The organism is Mesorhizobium sp. ESP-6-2 (assembly GCF_020164675.1).
Classification (GTDB): Bacteria; Pseudomonadota; Alphaproteobacteria; order Rhizobiales; family Rhizobiaceae; genus Mesorhizobium.
In genome coordinates, this window is record NZ_JAIUGT010000009.1 from 238,836 (window position 1) to 257,899 (window position 19,064).

The 19,064-nt window shown below is 62.5% G+C and carries 21 protein-coding genes; 3 read left to right on the forward strand and 18 right to left on the reverse strand.

All coding sequences use genetic code 11. The features are described from left to right. Window positions 1-90: 90 nt before the first annotated feature. Genes ntrC through dusB form a run of 3 tightly spaced genes read right to left on the reverse strand, consistent with a single transcriptional unit; the run spans window position 91 to window position 3,709 of the window. Window positions 91-1,551 (reverse strand): nitrogen regulation protein NR(I), encoded by a 1,461-nt coding sequence (gene ntrC, locus LB532_RS23070; RefSeq protein ID WP_140515418.1) that lies wholly within the window; start codon window positions 1,549-1,551, stop codon window positions 91-93. After that, a complete protein-coding gene (locus LB532_RS23075) occupies window positions 1,548-2,690 on the reverse strand; it encodes a two-component system sensor histidine kinase NtrB (RefSeq protein ID WP_140548581.1) in 1,143 nt (380 codons plus the stop codon). The genes ntrC and LB532_RS23075 overlap by 4 nt, the downstream gene beginning before the upstream one ends. Next, window positions 2,687-3,709, reverse strand: a complete 1,023-nt coding sequence (dusB, locus tag LB532_RS23080; RefSeq protein ID WP_140638083.1) for a tRNA dihydrouridine synthase DusB — start codon at window positions 3,707-3,709, stop codon at window positions 2,687-2,689. Before dusB ends, LB532_RS23075 begins: the two co-directional genes overlap by 4 nt. A 238-nt stretch (window positions 3,710-3,947) precedes the next feature. Between dusB and LB532_RS23085 the strand changes: the two genes are divergently transcribed. Beyond that, complete coding sequence (locus LB532_RS23085) at window positions 3,948-5,177, forward strand: bifunctional 2-C-methyl-D-erythritol 4-phosphate cytidylyltransferase/2-C-methyl-D-erythritol 2,4-cyclodiphosphate synthase (RefSeq protein WP_140638082.1); 1,230 nt, start codon at window positions 3,948-3,950, stop codon at window positions 5,175-5,177. Next, on the forward strand, window positions 5,174-5,680 hold the full coding sequence (locus tag LB532_RS23090; protein WP_140638081.1) for a CinA family protein: 507 nt from the start codon (window positions 5,174-5,176) through the stop codon (window positions 5,678-5,680). The genes LB532_RS23085 and LB532_RS23090 overlap by 4 nt, the downstream gene beginning before the upstream one ends. Here LB532_RS23090 and LB532_RS23095 read toward each other — a convergent pair. From LB532_RS23095 to eno, 10 genes are all read right to left on the reverse strand, one after another. Beyond that, window positions 5,659-6,114, reverse strand: coding sequence for a type II toxin-antitoxin system RatA family toxin (locus LB532_RS23095; RefSeq protein WP_140638080.1), 456 nt, complete (start codon window positions 6,112-6,114; stop codon window positions 5,659-5,661). The genes LB532_RS23090 and LB532_RS23095 overlap by 22 nt on opposite strands. Before the next feature lie 114 nt (window positions 6,115-6,228). Beyond that, the gene (gene lipA / locus LB532_RS23100) at window positions 6,229-7,194 is read right to left on the reverse strand and encodes a lipoyl synthase (RefSeq protein WP_140638316.1); all 966 of its coding nucleotides are present in this window, start codon (window positions 7,192-7,194) and stop codon (window positions 6,229-6,231) included. Window positions 7,195-7,327: 133 nt separating this feature from the next. Beyond that, a complete protein-coding gene (locus tag LB532_RS23105; protein WP_140498561.1) occupies window positions 7,328-7,585 on the reverse strand; it encodes a GlsB/YeaQ/YmgE family stress response membrane protein in 258 nt (85 codons plus the stop codon). Window positions 7,586-7,684: 99 nt separating this feature from the next. After that, complete coding sequence (gene lpdA / locus LB532_RS23110) at window positions 7,685-9,130, reverse strand: dihydrolipoyl dehydrogenase (protein ID WP_140638079.1); 1,446 nt, start codon at window positions 9,128-9,130, stop codon at window positions 7,685-7,687. Window positions 9,131-9,145: 15 nt separating this feature from the next. Further along, window positions 9,146-9,781 (reverse strand): SGNH/GDSL hydrolase family protein, encoded by a 636-nt coding sequence (locus LB532_RS23115; RefSeq protein WP_140638078.1) that lies wholly within the window; start codon window positions 9,779-9,781, stop codon window positions 9,146-9,148. Window positions 9,782-9,904: 123 nt separating this feature from the next. Beyond that, window positions 9,905-11,317: a pyruvate dehydrogenase complex dihydrolipoamide acetyltransferase gene (locus LB532_RS23120; RefSeq protein WP_224557232.1), complete on the reverse strand. Its 1,413-nt coding sequence runs from the start codon at window positions 11,315-11,317 to the stop codon at window positions 9,905-9,907. Window positions 11,318-11,335: 18 nt separating this feature from the next. After that, on the reverse strand, window positions 11,336-12,727 hold the full coding sequence (locus LB532_RS23125; RefSeq protein ID WP_140638076.1) for a pyruvate dehydrogenase complex E1 component subunit beta: 1,392 nt from the start codon (window positions 12,725-12,727) through the stop codon (window positions 11,336-11,338). A gap of 15 nt (window positions 12,728-12,742) precedes the next feature. Then, on the reverse strand, window positions 12,743-13,780 hold the full coding sequence (gene pdhA / locus LB532_RS23130; protein ID WP_140638075.1) for a pyruvate dehydrogenase (acetyl-transferring) E1 component subunit alpha: 1,038 nt from the start codon (window positions 13,778-13,780) through the stop codon (window positions 12,743-12,745). A gap of 215 nt (window positions 13,781-13,995) precedes the next feature. After that, window positions 13,996-14,319, reverse strand: a complete 324-nt coding sequence (locus LB532_RS23135; protein WP_140501344.1) for an FtsB family cell division protein — start codon at window positions 14,317-14,319, stop codon at window positions 13,996-13,998. A gap of 157 nt (window positions 14,320-14,476) precedes the next feature. Next, window positions 14,477-15,751 carry a phosphopyruvate hydratase gene (gene eno, locus LB532_RS23140; RefSeq protein WP_140638074.1) on the reverse strand — a complete coding sequence of 425 codons (1,275 nt, stop codon included), beginning with the start codon at window positions 15,749-15,751 and terminating at the stop codon, window positions 14,477-14,479. A 199-nt stretch (window positions 15,752-15,950) separates the two neighbouring features. On the opposite strand from eno, the gene LB532_RS30105 reads away from it, so the two are divergent. Then, a complete protein-coding gene (locus tag LB532_RS30105; RefSeq protein ID WP_263483006.1) occupies window positions 15,951-16,073 on the forward strand; it encodes a hypothetical protein in 123 nt (40 codons plus the stop codon). A gap of 69 nt (window positions 16,074-16,142) precedes the next feature. Here LB532_RS30105 and LB532_RS23145 read toward each other — a convergent pair whose 3' ends face one another. From LB532_RS23145 to LB532_RS30110, 5 genes are all read right to left on the reverse strand, one after another. Beyond that, window positions 16,143-16,508: a PRC-barrel domain-containing protein gene (locus LB532_RS23145; RefSeq protein WP_140501340.1), complete on the reverse strand. Its 366-nt coding sequence runs from the start codon at window positions 16,506-16,508 to the stop codon at window positions 16,143-16,145. A gap of 172 nt (window positions 16,509-16,680) precedes the next feature. Beyond that, window positions 16,681-17,526 carry a 3-deoxy-8-phosphooctulonate synthase gene (gene kdsA, locus LB532_RS23150; RefSeq protein WP_140557261.1) on the reverse strand — a complete coding sequence of 282 codons (846 nt, stop codon included), beginning with the start codon at window positions 17,524-17,526 and terminating at the stop codon, window positions 16,681-16,683. Next, window positions 17,523-18,413 (reverse strand): VOC family protein, encoded by an 891-nt coding sequence (locus LB532_RS23155; RefSeq protein WP_140638073.1) that lies wholly within the window; start codon window positions 18,411-18,413, stop codon window positions 17,523-17,525. Before LB532_RS23155 ends, kdsA begins: the two co-directional genes overlap by 4 nt. Before the next feature lie 47 nt (window positions 18,414-18,460). Continuing rightward, entirely contained in the window at window positions 18,461-18,751 is a 291-nt protein-coding gene (locus tag LB532_RS23160; protein ID WP_140501335.1) for a Dabb family protein, read from the reverse strand. A 106-nt stretch (window positions 18,752-18,857) separates the two neighbouring features. Next, window positions 18,858-18,992, reverse strand: a complete 135-nt coding sequence (locus LB532_RS30110; protein ID WP_263486323.1) for a hypothetical protein — start codon at window positions 18,990-18,992, stop codon at window positions 18,858-18,860. Between the last annotated feature and the right edge of the window lie 72 nt (window positions 18,993-19,064).

Genomic DNA, 19,064 nt, shown 5'->3' on the forward strand with positions numbered 1-19,064 from the left:
ACGCATTGTGGCGATTATGCAACAAGTGTGGCCTGGACGGAAATCTTTCGCGGCCAGTCCCCCGGAAAAGCGCTTCGGCTCGATCCCAGCTCAGGCCTGGCGTGACGATTTGTAGACGTTGACGCCGAGTTCGCGAATCTTCTTGCGCAGCGTGTTGCGGTTGAGCCCCAGCAGTTCCGCGGCTTTGATCTGGTTGCCGCGCGTCGCGGTCATCGAGGCCAGCACCAGCGGATACTCGACCTCCGAGAGAATGCGCTGGTAGAGGCCGGCAGGCGGCAATTCGCCGGCAAACGAGGTGAAATAGCGCTGCAGGAAATGCTCGACCGCCTGGCCGATGGACAGGTCGTCGGGAATGAGGTTGCCGCCGCCCGGCACCACGGGACGCTCGCCGGTCTTGAGTTCGGCCTCGATGATCTCGGCAGAAATCTCGTCCTGTGAATAGAGCGCGGCGAGCCTGCGGACCAGGTTTTCCAGTTCGCGCACATTGCCCGGCCAGGGATAGCGCTTCATCAATTCGATGCCGCCCGACGAGATACGCTTGGTCTGGAGACCTTCCATCTCGCCGAGCTTGAAGAAGTGCCGGACGAGGTCCGGCACGTCCTCGGAGCGCTCGCGCAGTGCCGGCAGCCTGAGGGGCACGACATTGAGGCGGTAGAAAAGATCCTCGCGGAAGAGCCCCTGGTTGATCAGCGTGCGCAAATCCTTGTTGGTGGCGGCGACGATGCGCACGTCGGTCTTGATCGGCGTGCGGCCGCCGACCGTCGTGTATTCGCCCTGCTGGAGGACGCGCAGCAGGCGCGTCTGCGCTTCCATCGGCATGTCGCCGATCTCGTCAAGGAACAGCGTGCCACCTTCAGCCTGTTCGAAACGGCCGGTTGAGCGATTCTGCGCGCCGGTGAAGGCGCCCTTCTCATGGCCGAACAGTTCCGATTCGATCAGGTCGCGCGGGATGGCCGCCATGTTGATGGCGACGAAAGGGCCGCCACGGCGGCGGCCATATTCGTGCAGCGCACGCGCCACCAGCTCCTTGCCGGTGCCCGACTCACCCGAAATCATCACCGTCAGGTCGGTCTGCATCATGCGCGCCAGCATGCGATAGATGTCCTGCATGGCGGCCGAGCGGCCGACCAGCGGCATGGTCTCGGGCTGCTCTTCCGGCCGCGCGTCGATCTTGGGGCGCCGCGGCTCCGACAGCGCCCGGTTGACGATGTTGAGGAGCTCGGTGAGGTCGAACGGCTTCGGCAGATATTCGTAGGCGCCGGTCTCGGAGGCACGGATCGCCGTCATGAACGTATTCTGGGCGCTCATGACGATGACGGGCAGCTCCGGCCGTGCTTTCTTGATGCGCGGCAGCATGTCGAAGGCGTTCTCATCCGGCATTACCACGTCGGTGATGACGAGATCGCCCTCGCCCGCCGCCACCCAGCGCCACAGCGTCGAGGCGTTGGAGGTCACGCGCACCTCATGGCCGACACGCGAAAGGGCCTGGTTGAGGACCGTACGGATCGCTGCATCGTCGTCGGCGACGAGAATATTGCCGCGAACGGTCATTTGCGGTCTCCTTCAGCGTCTTCATCGGCGCCCAGCGCCGTTTCCTTCCAGGCCGGCATCAGGATGCGGAACATCGTCGCGCGCGGCGTCGATTCGCATTCGATGATGCCGCCATGCTCACCAACGATCTTGGCAACCAGCGCGAGGCCCAGTCCCGAGCCGTTCGGCTTGGTGGTGATGAAGGGATCGAACAGGATCGGCAGGATATCCTCCGAGACGCCGGAACCGTTGTCGCGTACGCAGAACTCGAGCGGCAGCGACACGCGATCCTGGGTGCCAGGTACCGAAACACGAATGCCGGGCCTGAAAGCAGTCGACAGGACGATTTCGCCTTGCGGGTCGCCGCCGATCGCCTCGGCGGCATTCTTGACCAGGTTGAGGAACACCTGGATGAGCTGGTCGCGGTTGGCGAAAACCGGAGGCAATGAAGGATCATAATCCTCCAGTATCTTGATTTTTTTCGCAAAACCGTTCTTGGCGATCGCCTTCACATGGTCGAGTACGACATGGATGTTAACGGGGTAGCGGTCGATCGGCCGCTCGTCGGAAAACACCTCCATGCGATCGACCAGCGACACGATGCGGTCGGTCTCGTCGGTGATCAGCCGCGTCAGCGCGCGATCCTCGTCGGAAGCGGACAGTTCAAGCAGCTGGGCAGCGCCCCTGATGCCCGAGAGGGGGTTCTTGATCTCATGGGCGAGCATCGCAGCCAGACCGGTCACCGAGCGCGCCGCGCCGCGATGCGTCATCTGCCGGTCGATCTTGTCGGCCATCGACCGTTCCTGGAACATCACCACGACGGAACCTGGAAACTCCGGCACCGGGGCGACATAAAGATCGACCACCTTCTCGATGCCGAGACGCGGAGACGACACGTCGACGCGGTATTCGTTGACGGGGGCCCGGCGCTCGCGCACCTGGTCGACCAGCGTCAGCAACGGGCTGCCGAAGGGGATGAGCTTTGACAGCGTGTTACGGGCGAGCATCGTCGCGCTCGAGCGGAAGAAGTCTTCCGCATCGGCGTTGGCGAAGGTGATGAACCCCTCCGGGCTGATCATGATGACCGGACGGCGGATGGTGTTGAGCACGATCTGGGCGGCATCCGCCATTTCCGGGCTCTGGCCGACGGAGGCGTTCATGCGGCGCTCCGCAAGGGTGTTTGCTCGGCGGCCGAAAACACCTCGCGAAGCAAGGTAATCGTCCGCGCGGGATTGAACGACGTTAGAATGGCCTTGCGCTTTTCGTCGGCAACGGCGCCGGCATGGCGGTCCAGATACCAGCCGAGGTGCTTGCGCGCTTGGCGCAGGCCGCTCTCGACGCCGTAGAGCGCCAGCATGTCCTCGTAATGGGCAATGATGTAGTCGGCCAGTTCCGCAGCGCTTTCCGGTAGCCGGGCAAGCTCGCCTGCCGCCGCGACCGCGATGGTTCCGGCGGTCCAGGGCGCGCCGTAGTGGGCGCGGCCGACCATCACCGCATCGGCGCCGGACTGCTCCAGAACAGCGGCGGCTTGCGCAGGCGAAGACACATCGCCATTGGCGACGACCGGGATCGACACGGCAGCCTTTACGCGAGCTATGGCACGCCAATCAGCCTTGCCCTGGTAGAACTGGCAGCGCGTGCGGCCGTGCACCGTTACCATCTTGACGCCCGCCTGCTCGGCACGGCGCGCCAGGTCAGGCGCGTTGAGCGCCGTTTCGTCCCAGCCGAGCCGCATCTTCAGCGTCACCGGCACACCGACCGCGCCGACCACGGCGTCGACCAGCGACAGTGCATGATCGAGGTCCTGCATCAGTGCCGAACCGGCATAGCCGCCGGTCACCTTCTTGGCGGGGCAACCCATATTGATATCGATGATGTCGGCGCCCTCGCCGGCGGCGATGCGCGCGCCTTCGGCCATGTGTGCCGCCTCGCGGCCGGCAAGCTGCACCATATGGACGGGCAGGCCCGAATGACGTATGCGCAGGTCGCAGCCGGCCCTGCCTTTGGCGAGCTCGCCGCTTGCCACCATTTCGGACACGACCAGGCCGGCGCCATGCGCATGGGCGCGTCGCCGGAACGGCTCGTCGGTAATTCCCGACATCGGCGCGAGGAACACGCGATTGCGGATACTCACGCCGCCGACATCGAGAGGTGCGGCCAATTTGGTCAGGTCAAGCATGCACAAAAACCAAGCATGTTCATTTGCTGCACATTCTCTAGCCATATCGGCCGCAATGTGCAACGCGCAATGACGTCACATTACGGCGCAATTGGGAAATGCCGAGCTCGGCTGCAGTCCCGAGCAAAGCGCCGCGCCTTGCACGGACACGCAATGGACGTTTTAGGGCTTCATGTTGGCCTACGATCTCTCCGAAAACCGATTACACTTTTGGGGATCGTGCGCTAAGCCAATCGGCATGACTGACGGAAACGAAAATCAGGCTTTGGAGGCGAACGGCAAGGTCGCGGTGGTTATTGTTGCGGCCGGCCGTGGCGCGCGTGCCGGACAGGCCGATGGGCCGAAGCAATATCAGCAGATCGGCGGTCGCGCCGTCATCGCCCACGTCATCGATATTTTCCTGGCGCATCCGCGTATCGGCCCGCTCGTCGTGGCAATACACGCCGAGGATCACGAACTTTTTCGACATGCCGTCGGCGCACACTCCAATCGCGTCACGGCAATTGCGGGTGGCCCCACCAGGCAAGACTCGGTTCGACTCGGACTGCAGGCGTTGAGAAGCCACGCACCGGACAAGGTTCTCATCCACGACGCGGCGCGCCCCTTCGTCGACGCGGATCTGATCGACCGTACGATCGCGGCCATCGGCGAGCGCGAGGGCGCGCTCCCGGCGCTGCCCGTTGCCGACACGCTGAAACGCGAATCCGCCGCCGGGATGGTCGCCGAAACGGTTTCCCGGAGCGGGCTTCACGCGGCGCAAACGCCGCAGGGTTTCCCATTCCTGGCGATCATGGCCATGCATGAGGAAGCCTATAACAGCGGCAAAACCGACTTTACCGACGACGCCGCGATCGCCGAGTGGATGCAGATGCCGGTCAAACTTGTTCCCGGCTCGCCGGACAACGTCAAACTCACCTGGGCACGGGACATCGCCATGGCGGACCAACGACTTTCCAGCGAGCGCATGCGCTTTCCCGATATCAGAACCGGCAATGGCTACGACGTCCACGCGTTCGAGCCTGGCGACCACGTCACGCTATGCGGCATCGCCATCCCGCACGACAAGAAACTGTCCGGCCATTCCGATGCCGATGTCGGGCTCCATGCCCTTACCGATGCGCTGCTGGCGACCTGCGGCGCCGGCGATATCGGCACGCATTTCCCACCCTCCGACCCGCAATGGAAGGGCGCCGCCTCGCGGCTGTTCGTGGAACATGCGGCAAAGCTGGTGCGTGCGCGCGGCGGCCGCATCGCCAATGCCGACATCACGCTGATCTGCGAGGCGCCACGCGTCGGCCCGCATCGCGAGGCGATGACGGCTGCCCTGTCGCAGATGCTGGCCATCTCCGCCGACCGCATCTCCATCAAGGCGACAACCAACGAGAAACTCGGTTTCGTCGGCCGCGAGGAAGGCATTGCAGCGATCGCCACGGCGAGTGTGGTGTTTCCCGGCGAGGTGCCGGAATGAGCAACAGCGAGCTGGCAAACGCATTGCTGCAAGCCTGCCAGAAGCGCGGCATCATGCTTGCGACGGCGGAAAGCTGCACCGGCGGCATGATCATCGCCGCGCTGACCGACATCGCCGGCTCTTCCGCCGTGGTCGATCGCGGCTTCATCACCTATTCCAATGAAGCCAAGATGGACATGCTCGGGGTTTCCGCCGCCACGCTGGAGGCTCATGGCGCGGTTTCACGCGAGACAGCGATCGAAATGGCAACCGGCGCGCTGGCGCGCTCCCGCGCTGGGCTCAGCCTCGCCGTTACCGGCGTTGCCGGACCGGGCGGTGGCTCGCCGGAAAAGCCGGTCGGCCTGGTCTGGTTCGGGATTGGCCTAAGCGGCCGGCCGGTGACGGCCGAGCGGGTGCTGTTCGCCGATGAAGGCCGTGATTTCATTCGCCAGGAGACCGTCAGCCATGCACTCAAGCTGGGATTGCACGCGCTTGGGCATGCTCACGCCGGTTTTACACCGTAGATGACATCAGCACGCTTCTCGAATGCCTCGGAAAACATACGGAAAGCACGGTCGAACATCGTGCCCATCAGGGCGCCGAGGATGCGGCTCTTGAACTCGTAATCGATGAAGAAGCAGACGGCGCAGCCGCCGTCGGCAGGGTCGAATCGCCAGACATTGGTCAGATATTTGAACGGACCGTCGATGTATTTGACGTCGATCGCGCGCTCGTCGGGCTTCAGCAGCACCTGCGTCGTGAAGGTCTCGCGGATCGCCTTGTAGCCGATGCTCATATCGGCGACGAGGATGGTGCGCCCATCACGCTCCTTGCGCGAGCGCACCGTCAGCGCCTCGCAAAGCGGCAGGAATTGCGGATAAGCTTCGATGTCGGCGACCAGGGCAAACATCTGTTCCGGCGTGTGGGCAACGCGGCGGGTGGCTTCGAATTTCGGCATGAACCCAACTCTAAAGCGCGTCGCGTCGACACAGACTCATGCGACGCGCTTTGGAGTCTTTGTTCTCGTGCATGTCGTTCTCCCAAAACCCGAGGTCACTTTGGGCGACATGCATCAGAGCGATTTCTGGAGCTGCGCTTCGCGCGCGGCGCGCAGCCTGGCGAAGTCATCGCCGGCATGGTGCGAGGAGCGGGTCAGCGGGCTCGACGCCACCAGCAGGAAGCCCTTGGTCCGGCCGATCGTCTCGAAGGACTTGAACTCCTCCGGAGTGACGAAGCGGATCACCGGGTGGTGCTTTTTCGATGGCTGCAGATACTGGCCGATGGTCATGAAGTCGACATTGGCTGAACGCAGATCGTCCATCAGCTGCAGGATTTCGTTTCGCTCCTCACCCAGTCCAACCATGATGCCGGACTTGGTAAAGATCGAAGGGTCGAGCTCCTTGACCCGCTGCAAAAGCCTGATCGAATGGAAATAGCGGGCGCCTGGCCGGACCGTCAGGTAGTTCGACGGCACGGTTTCCAAATTGTGATTGAACACGTCCGGCTTGGCGGCCACGACGATCTCCAGGGCACCGTCCTTGCGCAGGAAATCAGGCGTCAGTATTTCGATTGTGGTCGAAGGCGTCGCCGCCCGGATCGCACGGATGACGTCGGCGAAATGCTGTGCACCGCCATCGGCGAGGTCATCGCGGTCGACAGAGGTGATGACAACGTGGCTGAGGCCCATCTGCTTGACAGCGTGGGCGACCCGTGCCGGCTCATCCGGGTCGAGCGCGGTCGGGATGCCGGTGGCGACATTGCAGAAGGCGCAGGCACGTGTGCAGATCTCGCCCATGATCATAAAGGTGGCGTGCTTCTTGTCCCAGCACTCGCCGATGTTCGGGCAGCCGGCCTCCTCGCACACCGTCACCAACTTATGCGATTTCACGATCTCGCGGGTTTCGGCATAGCCTTTGGACACAGGCGCCTTGACGCGGATCCAGTCAGGCTTGCGCAGCACGTCCTGGTCGGGCTTGTGCGCCTTCTCGGGATGGCGCAGCCGCGGCGCATTGGCGATCGTGTCGAGGACGGTGACCATCGGAACCCTGGTTTTTTTGCGATCGCCTCCGGCGATCGTCACTTACACGTCATCTAGGACTTTTCAGCACAAAGAAAAAGGCTGCGGCGGTACATGCCGCCACAACCGTTTCGCATGGCGGAAACGATACCGGCTAACGGCGCACCAGACGCCCGGCCCAGATCAGCAGGCAAGCGCCGATGAAACCGGTGATCAGGTAGGCGGTCCAGCCGACGCCAAACACGCCGATGTTCAAGGCACGCAGGATCGCGTTCAGCACCACTGCGCCGGCAATGCCCAAGATGATGTTCATCAAGACGCCGGTATTGCTCTTCATGACCATTTCGGCAAACCAGCCCGCCAGGCCGCCGATGATGATGGCTGCGATCCAGCCCACGCCATTCACGTCCATATGCCCTCTCCTTATTTGAGAAAAAACGCATCCGGAAACGAACTAACTTGCCGTCGAGCTCCAGCGGTTTTCGCATCTGAGTCTCGTGCGGCCAATCTATCATGCGTTCAACACACGGCCATAGGCGTCGAGCACGCTTTCCTTCATCATCTCCGACAGCGTCGGGTGCGGGAAGATCGTGTGCATCAGTTCTTCCTCGGTCGTCTCGAGGTTCATCGCCACGACAAAACCCTGGATCAGTTCGGTCACTTCGGCGCCCACCATGTGGGCGCCAAGCAGCTGGCCGGTCTTCTTGTCGAAAATGGTCTTGATGAAGCCCTGGTCCTCGCCGAGCGCGATGGCCTTGCCATTGGCGGCGAACTGGAAGCGGCCGACCCTGACATCCTTGCCCTCGGCCTTGGCTTTCGCTTCCGTCAGGCCGACCGAAGCGACCTGCGGATTGCAATAGGTGCAGCCAGGGATCTTCAGCTTGTCGATGGCGTGCACGCCGGGGAAATTGGCGATCTTCTCGACGCAGATGACGCCTTCATGCTCGGCCTTGTGGGCGAGCATCGGCGGGCCGGCGACATCGCCGATGGCATAGATGCCGGGCACATTGGTCTTGCCGTAGCCGTCGACGACGACGCAGCCGCGCTCCGTCTTTACGCCAAGCGTCTCCAGGCCGAGGCCCTCGATGTTGCCTTGCACGCCGACGGCCGAGATCATCCGGTCGGCCGTGATCTTCTCCACCTTGCCGTCCTTCATCTCGACATGCGCAGTGATCGAGTTGGCGCCTTTCTCGACCTTGGTCACCTTGGCTTCGAGGATGATCTTCATCCCCTGCTTCTCGAACTGCTTCTGGGCGAATTTCGACACCTCGGCGTCCTCTACAGGCATTACCGCCGGCAGCAGTTCGACGACGGTCACGTCGGCGCCCATGGTGCGGTAGAACGAGGCGAATTCGATGCCGATGGCGCCCGAACCCATCACCAGCAGCGACTTCGGCATTTCCTTGGGCACCATGGCCTCGAAATAGGTCCAGATCAGCTTGCCGTCCGGCTCGATGCCCGGCAGCGTGCGCGGCCGGGCGCCGGTCGCCAGTATGATGTGCTTGGCGGTGTAGGTGCCCTCGCCCTTGACGCCTTTCGGCACAGGCGGCTGCGGCTCCATCGGCTTCTTGGCCGTCTTGGAGACGACGATCTCGCCCGGTTTTGTCAGCTTGGCCTCGCCCCAGATGACGTCGACCTTGTTCTTCTTCATCAGGAAGGCGACGCCGCCATTGAGCCGCAGCGACACCTTGCGCGAGCGGTCGACGACGGCCGACGTGTCGACGCTGACCTTGCCGTCGAGCTTCAGTCCATAGTCCTTCAGATGATCCGAATAATGCATGATCTCGGCCGAACGCAGCAACGCCTTGGTCGGAATGCAGCCCCAGTTCAGGCAGATGCCGCCAAGATGCTCGCGCTCGACGATCGCCGTCTTGAAACCGAGCTGCGCGGAACGCACTGCCGTGACGTAGCCGCCGGGACCGGAGCCGATGATGATGACGTCGTAGTTCTCAGCCACGGTTTTCTCCTTCAATCACAATTCCAGCATGACGCGCACGAGCGGCGTCAACGCCTCGCCGATGTTTCGCGTATTTTCGGCATCGAGATGGACACCGTCGAGCGGCGTGGTCTGGGCCACCGTGCCGGCATCGAAGAAGCCGCAGCCAGCCTCATCGGCAAGCGCGGAATATTGCGGCGCAAGCTCTTTGGAGGCATCGTCGCCGCCGGCAAACATCGCCTTGAACTCGGCATCTTCGGTGCGACTGACGAGAGGCGGTGAAACGATCAGGATCTGCGGCGCCGGCCAGTCGAACGGATAGTCGTGGCCGCGCACGATGTCGATCAGGCGCTGGATGCCTTGTTTGGCCGCAACGGGATTGCCGTGGATCCAGGGCTTCATGTCGTTGGCGCCGAGCATGATGGTGATGAGGTCGATCGGCGCATGCGTGGTCAGCACCGTCGGCAGCGTTCTTGCGCCATTGCGGTCGGCGCCTGCCAGGTGATCGTCGAACGCCGTTGTGCGGCCATTCAGCCCCTCGGCAATGACATGCACGCCGTCACCTAGTCCGGTCTGCAGCACGCTTGGCCAGCGATCCTCGAGCGCATGACGGCCACCGTCGGCATTGTAGCCCCAGGTCAGCGAGTCGCCGTAGCAAAGAACCGTCTTCATCCTGCTCAACCCGCCCCTGCGAGGGTGTATTCTTCCTCGGCATTGGTGACGACGGCGAATTCCTGCGCCTCCAAGCCGCCGGCGAAGAAGCCGGTGAAGAATTTCCGCACCGCCTTGTTCTTCCTACACCAGCATGCCCATCGGGTTCTCGATCAGCTTCTTGAAGGCGACCAGCAGTTCGGCGCCGAGTGCACCATCGACGGCGCGATGGTCGGTCGACAGCGTCACCGACATCACCGTGGCGATTTTGATCTCGCCGTTCCTGACCACCGCCCGCTCCTCGCCGGCGCCCACCGCCAGGATCGTCGCATGCGGCGGGTTGATGACGGCGGCGAAATCCTTGATGCCGAACATGCCAAGGTTCGACACCGCCGTGGTGCCGCCCTGATACTCTTCCGGCTTGAGCTTGCGGCTGCGCGCGCGGCTGGCCAGGTCCTTCATCTCGTTGGAGATGGTGGACAGCGTCTTTTCATCCGCCTTGCGGATGATCGGCGTGATCAGGCCGCCGGGGATCGACACGGCGACGCCGACATCGGCGTGCCTGTGCTTGACCATGGCGCTTTCGGTCCACGAGGCATTGGCATCCGGCACCGCCTTCAGGGCCATGGCCATCGCCTTGATCACCATGTCGTTGACCGAGAGCTTGTAGGCGGGCGCCTCGCCCTTGTCGGTCTTCTTTACCGGTGCGGCCGCATTGAGCTGCGTGCGCAGCGAAAGCAGCGCATCGAGCTCGCAGTCGAGCGTCAGGTAGAAATGCGGGATGGTGGTCTTGGCCTCGACCAGCCGCCGCGCGATGGTCTTGCGCATGTTGTCGTGCGGAACCAGCTCGTAGGAGCCTTCCTCGAACAGGCGCAGCACCTGATCGTCCGACATCGCCTTTACCGGCGCGGGAGCAGCGGCCGGCGCGCCAGCCGGAGCCTTGGCAGCGGGTGCTGCCTTGGCGCCGCCGCCGGCTATGGCGGCATCGACATCGGCCTTCACCACCCGGCCATGCGGGCCGGTGCCGGTCACGGCAGACACATCGACGCCCGCCTCTTTGGCAATACGGCGCGCGAGCGGCGAAGCAAAGGTGCGCCCTTCCAAGGATTGGCCGATCTCCCCACCCGTGGGGGAGATGCCCGGCAGGGCAGAGGGGGGCGTGACAGAATGCGACGTGGGAGGGGCAGCGCGCCCCTCTGTCGGCTTCGTCGACATCTCCCCCACGGGTGGGGAGATTGGCGCCTTCTCCTGCTGTGCCTCGGCTTTCGCCGGCGCGGCATCGCCACCGCTTTTCGCGGCGGCACTTGCGTCCTCGCCCTGGGCGGCAAGCACGGCGATCAGCGCATTGACCTTGACGCCTTCGGTACCGGCGGGAACGACCAGTTTCGCCACCGTGCCCTCATCGACGGCTTCGACTTCCATCGTCGCCTTGTCGGTCTCGATCTCGGCAATGACATCGCCGGGCGAAACCTTGTCACCTTCCTTGACCAGCCACTTCGACAGATTGCCCTCTTCCATGGTGGGCGAGAGGGCCGGCATGGTGATGTTGATTGGCATTGTGTCCTCCCGCCCGGTTCAGCGATATGAGACGGCTTTGACGGCCTCGATGACCTCGCCGACATTCGGCAAGGCCAGCTTTTCGAGATTGGCCGCATAGGGCATCGGCACGTCCTTGCCGGCAATGGTGATGACCGGCGCGTCGAGGAAATCGAAGGCTCGCTGCGACACCTGGTTGGCGATATGGTCGCCGACCGAGTTCTGCGGGAAGCCTTCTTCCACCACGACCAGCCGGTTGGTCTTCTTCACCGAGGCGATGATGGTGTCGAAGTCGAGCGGACGGATGGTCCTGAGATCGATGATCTCTGCGTCGATGCTCATGCCGCGCAGTTCCGCTTCGGCCTTGACCGTATAGGTCATGCCAATGCCGAAGGAGACGATGGTGACGTCCTTGCCTGACTTATGGATGCGCGCCTTGCCGATCGGCAGCACGAAATCGTCCAGCTTCGGCACGTCGAAGGACTGGCCGTAGAGGATTTCGTTTTCTAGGAAGATGACCGGGTTCGGATCGCGGATCGCCGCCTTGAGCAGTCCCTTGGCGTCGGCGGCGGTATAAGGCATTACTACCTTCAGGCCCGGTATATGGCTGTACCAGGCGGCGTAGCATTGCGAATGCTGGGCGGCGACGCGAGCCGCAGCACCGTTCGGCCCGCGGAAGACGATCGGCGCGCCCATCTGTCCGCCGGACATATAGAGCGTCTTGGCGGCCGAGTTGACTATCTGGTCGATCGCCTGCATGGCGAAGTTGAAGGTCATGAACTCGACGATCGGCTTCAAGCCCGCCATCGCCGCGCCGACCCCGACGCCGGCAAAGCCGTGCTCGGTGATCGGCGTGTCGACGACGCGACGCGGTCCGAACTCCTGTAGCAGTCCTTGGGTGATCTTGTAGGCGCCCTGGTACTCGGCAACCTCCTCGCCCATGACGAAGACATCGCCGTCGCGGCGCATTTCCTCCGCCATGGCATCGCGCAGCGCTTCGCGCACTGTGGTCGAGACCATCTCGGTGCCTGCAGGAATGTCAGGATCGGCGGCGACTTCAGTCTTCGGCGCGGCCGCCACAGGTGCCGCCGCCTCGCTCTTGGCTGCGGCGGGCGCAGGTGCCGGCGCCGCTGCTTCAGCCTTGGCGGGCTCTTCACCGATGCCTTCACCGGCCTTGTCGACGTCTTCGCCATCCACGGCCAGCACGGCGATCACCGCGTTGACCTTGACGCCTTCGGTGCCTGCGGGAACCACGATCCTGGCAAGCGTGCCCTCATCGACAGCTTCGACTTCCATCGTCGCCTTGTCGGTTTCGATCTCGGCGATGACGTCGCCGGCGACCACCTTGTCGCCCTCGTTCTTCAACCATTTGGAAAGATTGCCCTCTTCCATGGTCGGCGAAAGGGCGGGCATGAGAATTTCGATCGGCATGTCCTTGCCCTCCCGTTACAATACGATGTCGGTCCAGAGCTCGGACGGATCCGGCTCGGCGTCGTGCTGGGCAAACTCGGCGGCATCGGCGACGACGTCGCGAACCTCCTTGTCGATGGTCTTCAATTCGTCCTCGCTTGCCCACTTCTTCTGGATCAGCCGCGCTTTGACCTGCTCGATCGGGTCATGCTCGGAGCGCATCTTCTGCACTTCTTCCTTGGAGCGGTATTTCGCCGGGTCGGACATCGAATGGCCCCGATAGCGGTAGGTCTGCATTTCGAGGATCAGCGGCCCATTGCCGGCACGGCACCATTCGGTGGCGAGATCGCCGGCGGCCTTGACAGCACGCACGTCCATGCCGTCGACCTGGATGCCGGGAATCTTGAACGAGGCGCCGCGATTAGAGAAGTCGGTCTCCGCCGAGGAGCGCGATACCGAGGTGCCCATGGCATAGCGGTTGTTCTCGATAATGTAGATCACCGGCAGCTTCCAAAGCGAGGCCATGTTGAAGCTTTCGTAGACCTGGCCCTGGTTGGCGGCCCCGTCGCCGAAATAGGTCAGCGTGACATTGTTGTTGCCGCGATAGCGGTTGGCGAAAGCCAAGCCCGTGCCGAGCGACACCTGGGCGCCGACGATGCCGTGGCCGCCGTAGAAATGCTTTTCCTTGGAGAACATGTGCATGGAGCCGCCCTTGCCCTTCGACAGGCCGCCTCGGCGGCCGGTCAGTTCGGCCATGACGCCACGCGGCGAGAGTTCCATCGCCAGCATATGACCGTGATCGCGGTAGGCGGTGATCATCTGGTCACCGTCGAGCAGCGCCATCTTCATACCGGTGACGACCGCTTCCTGGCCGATGTAGAGATGGCAGAAGCCGCCGATGAAGCCCATGCCGTAAAGCTGGCCGGCCTTTTCCTCGAAGCGGCGAATAAGCATCATGTGCCGGTAAGCGGCAAGCTCCTCGTCCTTGGTGAATTCCACTGGTTTGGGCGCGGAAAGGCCCGATTTGCCGTCGGATTTCGACTTGGCAGGCGCTTTCCTGGCTGCGGTTGCCATGCATCACTCCCTGTTGGCGGCTCTTCGCGGACATTTCGAGCAAGATAAAAATCTGCTCGAGCAAGATGAAATCTGCTCAGGGGAGATCAGCTCTCCCCACTGATTTTGGGGAGGCTAACACGTGAGAACGTGTTCCGCCATGTCGAAATTGCATAGCTGGCATGCGACTAAGCAATTAGAATCATTGAAAATATTGGTGATTAACCTGATATTGGTTACTTTGCCGAGACCGGCAGCATGATGGTGATCTCGTCGGCCTGGGACAAATTCAGCGCCTTACGCGCCTGCTCGTCGAGCATGTCCTTCTCCAGCGTGCCGTCGTGCATCAGCTTGACGCGCCGTTCCAGCTCCATCCTGCGCGCCTTGATCGCATCGAGCTGGGCCTGCAGGGCAACAGTCTCGGCCTCGAGCTGGTATTTCGAATTGATGCCGAACTCGCCGTGATAGGCATGAAAGCCGAAATAGGCCAGGAACACCGCGCAGAGCGAGGGAATTATCAGCCGGCCGGTGTTTCTCTGTTTGTGCTGACGCGTCCACATCGCCCGATCCCTCGCAGTCGCGAACTCAGGCGACCACGGTCTTTTTCGCTCCATTGTGCTTAACGGACGGTTACGGATGACGCGTCCACAGGCGCTCCAACGAAAAAGGGCGGGAATTCCCGCCCCTCGCCGCCATCCCTGTGTCCGATGCTCCGGCTCAGCCCTTCAACATCGACTTGCCGGCGTAGCGCGCCTGCTTGCCGAGTTCTTCCTCGATGCGGATGAGCTGGTTGTATTTGGCCATGCGGTCGGAGCGTGACAGCGATCCGGTCTTGATCTGCCCGCAATTGGTGGCGACGGCGAGGTCGGCGATGGTCGAATCCTCGGTCTCGCCCGAGCGATGCGACATGACGGCGGTGTAGCCGGCCTTGTGCGCGGTCTCGACGGCGTCGAGCGTCTCGGTCAGCGAGCCGATCTGGTTGACCTTGACCAGGATCGAATTGGCGACGCCCATGCGGATGCCGTCGCGCAGGCGCGCCGTATTGGTGACGAAGAGATCATCGCCGACGAGCTGCGTCTTCTTGCCGATCAGGTCGGTCAGATATTTCCAGCCTTCCCAGTCGTCCTCGGCAAGGCCGTCCTCGATCGAAATGATCGGATAATCGGCGGCGAGTTTGGCCAGGTATTTCGCCTGCGCCTTCGGGTCGCGTGTCTTCTTCTCACCTTCATAGACGTAGTTGCCATCCTTGAAGAATTCCGTCGCGGCGCAATCGAGGCCGAGCGCAATCTCTTCGCCCGGCTTGAAGCCGGCCTGCTCGATCGATTCCATGACGAAATCGAGCGCCACCGGCGCGCTCTTCAGGTTTGGGGCAAAGCCGCCTTCATCGCCGACATTGGTGTTGTGGCCGGCGTCCTTCAGCTTCTTCCTTAGCGTGTGGAACACCTCCGAACCCCAGCGCACGCCTTCGCGCAGCGTCGGCGCACCGACGGGCAGGATCATGAATTCCTGGAAATCGATCGGGTTATCGGCATGGGCGCCGCCATTGATGATGTTCATCATCGGTACCGGCAGCAGATGCGCCTTGGTGCCGCCAACATAACGATAGAGCGGCAGGCCGGCGGCTTCGGCCGCGGCCTTGGCCACCGCCAGCGACACGCCGAGAATAGCGTTGGCGCCGAGCCGGCTCTTGTTGGGCGTGCCGTCGAGTTCGATCATGGTCTGGTCGATGTGGATCTGGTTTTCGGCTTCCATGCCGCCGATCGCCTCGAACAGTTCGCCGTTGACCGCCTCGACGGCCCGCAGCACGCCCTTGCCGAGATAGCGGGCGCCGCCGTCGCGCAGTTCGACGGCCTCATGCGCGCCGGTCGAAGCTCCAGACGGCACGGCCGCGCGGCCCATCGAACCGTCTTCGAGCACCACATCGACCTCGACGGTCGGATTTCCACGGCTGTCCAGGATTTCACGCCCGACAATGTCGATGATGGCGGTCATTGCGATGTCCCCGATTGATCTGACGAAACGTCGCGCCCGTCTTAGCCAAAGCGGCGCAAAAGGCAATCGGGCCACCGGCAATTATTGCCGCCGGCGCGATTCACGAAGCGCAAATTCCTGTCATCATAAGTCATGCGCCATAGGGTGGCCGCCGGTCTATGATGGCAACTGCGCGGGGCGAAACAGGAGGAGTTTCGCCATGTCCGAGTTGAGCGGTATCGTGAGTTTGTTCCTGATCGCGGCGGCGTTCTTGACGTCCTGCGACAACCAGCAGCCTCCACAGGGCGCGGTGCAACTGTCGACCCTCCGCAGCGCGGAGTAGGCACTGCAGGCGATCATGTAAAAGGCCCCCGCTGCGTTTGCGGGGGCCTTTTCACGTCAGGCTGGCCGGTCAGTGCCAGTAAGGCTCGACCTTGTAGTAATTGTAGGAGGCGTCACGTGCGGCCTCGCCATCGGCGCCCGTCAGCTCGTTGATCGAATAGGCGGGAGCGGCTTTCAGCTGGTCCTTGGAGAATGGCACGACATAGCCGCCCCGGTCCTCATCGTAATCCAAACTCGCCCATGGGATGGCGTGATATTTTTCACCCATGCCGAGAAAGCCGCCAAAACCGATCACAGCGAACATGATGCCGTTGGACAGCTTGTCGAGCATGACGTCCTCGATGCTGCCGATCTTCGTGCCTTCGGTGTTATAGACGGATGTGCCGATAACCCGCGAAGCAGCGATAGCCTCTGTGTGTCCTGCCTGGGTTGTCATGATGTGCTCCTCATTGTCGTTGCTCTGGACTTTCACAATGAGGGGCGAGATCGAAGGTTCCCGACTTTTCCGCCGGTCTGTTCGACTTTTTTCGCCTGTATGAAGGTGACTTCTTACTGACGTGGCAGACCGATATATGTCCTCCGCGGCGACAACCTTCAGCTGCGCCGGGTCAGCGGGCCTTCGCCACCCGGTCGAACGCCATCAACCTTTCCAGAAGTGCCGGCATATCCTTCAGCGGCACCATGTTCGGTCCGTCGGACGAGGTCGAATTATCCGGATCCTGGTGGGTCTCGATGAAGACGCCGGCAACGCCGACAGCGACAGCCGCGCGGGCCAAGGTCTCGACAAAGCGGCGTTCGCCGCCGGAGGAACCGCCCTGCCCGCCCGGCTGCTGGACCGAATGGGTGGCGTCGAAAATAACAGGCGCGCCGATGTCGGCCATAATGGGCAGGGCCCGCATGTCGGAGACAAGCGTGTTGTAGCCGAACGAGGCGCCGCGCTCGGTGGTCAAGACATTGGCGTTGCCGGAGCCGGTGATCTTGGCCACCACGTTCTTCATGTCCCAGGGCGCGAGGAACTGTCCCTTCTTGACGTTAATCACCTTGCCCGTCCTTGCGGCGGCAACCAGCATGTCGGTCTGACGCGACAGGAAGGCCGGGATCTGCAGCACGTCGACATGCGGCGCAACGATGGCGCACTGTTCCTCGGTGTGGACGTCGGTCAGAACCGGCAAGGAGAATTCCTTGCGCAACTCGTCGAAGACCGGGAGCGCCGCTTCCATGCCGGCACCTCGCGTTGCCGACAGGGAGGTGCGGTTGGCTTTGTCGTAGCTGGTCTTGTAGACGAGGCCTATGCCCAACCTGCCTGTCAATTCCTTCAGCGCGCCGGCCATGTCGAAAGCATGCTGGCGTGATTCAAACTGGCAAGGGCCGGCGATCAGCGACAGCGGTGCTGCGTTGTCGAAGACGACATTGCCGACGGTTACCGATGAATTGGGCGCCAAGGCGTTGCTCATTGTATCTCCCGAAAGATGAAGGCCGCGCCCTGCCCGGATGCCGGCTGCACGACGATATCATTGCCCGACATATCGTATCTGATGGAATTGGCTGCAAGCAGACCTGCCGCGACAGCGGCACGCTGAACCGAAAAGACGACTGCCGCGAAGCGGAGTTGCGTCGGCTTACCGGCGGGCACGCCAAAGCGTGCCGTGAAAGAGGCCGGGTCGAGCACAGTCAAGACAGCGTTAGGTAGACGAAAAATGGAGGCGCGCGCGTCAGCGGTCGGATCGTTTGCTGCCACGGAAATCAGCCGACGCTGCTCGGCGGGCTCGTCGCTGATTGCCACGATCTCGACAATTCCCGTGGCACCGTTGGCGTGAGCCTGCAGCGCTGTGCGGTCCACTTCCGGCGCGTTGACGCGCTGGCAGGCGAACAGGAACGCATCGGTTGAACCCCCGGACGACGCGAAGGCCAGTCTGAATGACGCCATGTCGCTTTTGCCCGAGGCATCGGTGAACGCGCGCGAAAAGCCCAGCATGTCCCCGCCCGACAGGCTCGCATCGACATAGCGTGCATGGTCCGCATCGGCATCATCCGTGGCCAGGACCACGGCGGAAAAACCTTCCTTGCCATTGCGGTCACGATAGAGTCGGTCACGCGCGACGAAGACATTGCCCTGGCCGGCGGCCCTCATCGCGGCCTGGTCATCGCCGACAGCCAGCGGTTCGAGATAGGTGCCGTCCGCGAGGAAGACGCAGCAATTTTCCGTGCCGAATGGATGGATGCCTGTCGGCGCGACGATGAAGCCGAGGGCCGTTAGCCGCGCCCGCGCCACATCCAGGCTCAAGGTCGGCAGCACGAGGTGGTCCAGCGGATGAGTGCCTGTGGATGGTGTGTGGATCATGCCGGCGCGGTGTGCCTCATTCCGCAAAAGGGTTCAAGAGTGTCGGATCAGCTCCCCGCCACCACATCGGCGGAATAACGCAATTCACGCAACGGTTTGACCCTGCTGGTGGTCTGCGCATAGAGCGGATGCGCCTTGTAGGCGGCCAATGCGGCGGCATCCGTGAATTCGGCATAGACGACCACGTCGATTTCATCCGACAGCGGATCGACCTTGGTGTTCAGCGTCACCTCGAACAGGCTGGAATGGGGAATGCCGCCGAGCGCCAGCAGCCCCGAGCGCACTGCCTCCACATCCTCGCCGCGCCGCGCGCTGAAGAAAACGATATGCCGGATCAAACCCGCCTCCTCGATCAAAATCCGGGGTCTTTTGTGACGACGAAACCGTCAGGTCAACCGTTCAGGGTGCCGCGCGTCCTTGCGACGCGCCCAGGATGCGCCAAATCTAGGCCTTGCCGGTGACGTAACGCACCACGTGAGAGACATTCCTCACCGTCATATCGAGGTACCGGCCCTGGTTGTAGAGACCGTCCCAGATCAGGAAAAACGCAACGGCGGCGATGACGATGACATAACGCATGGCTAATCTATCGCATAAGCCCGGCTGTGCTCCTAGACGTTTCTGCCAGGCAAAAACAGGTCCGTGTCGACC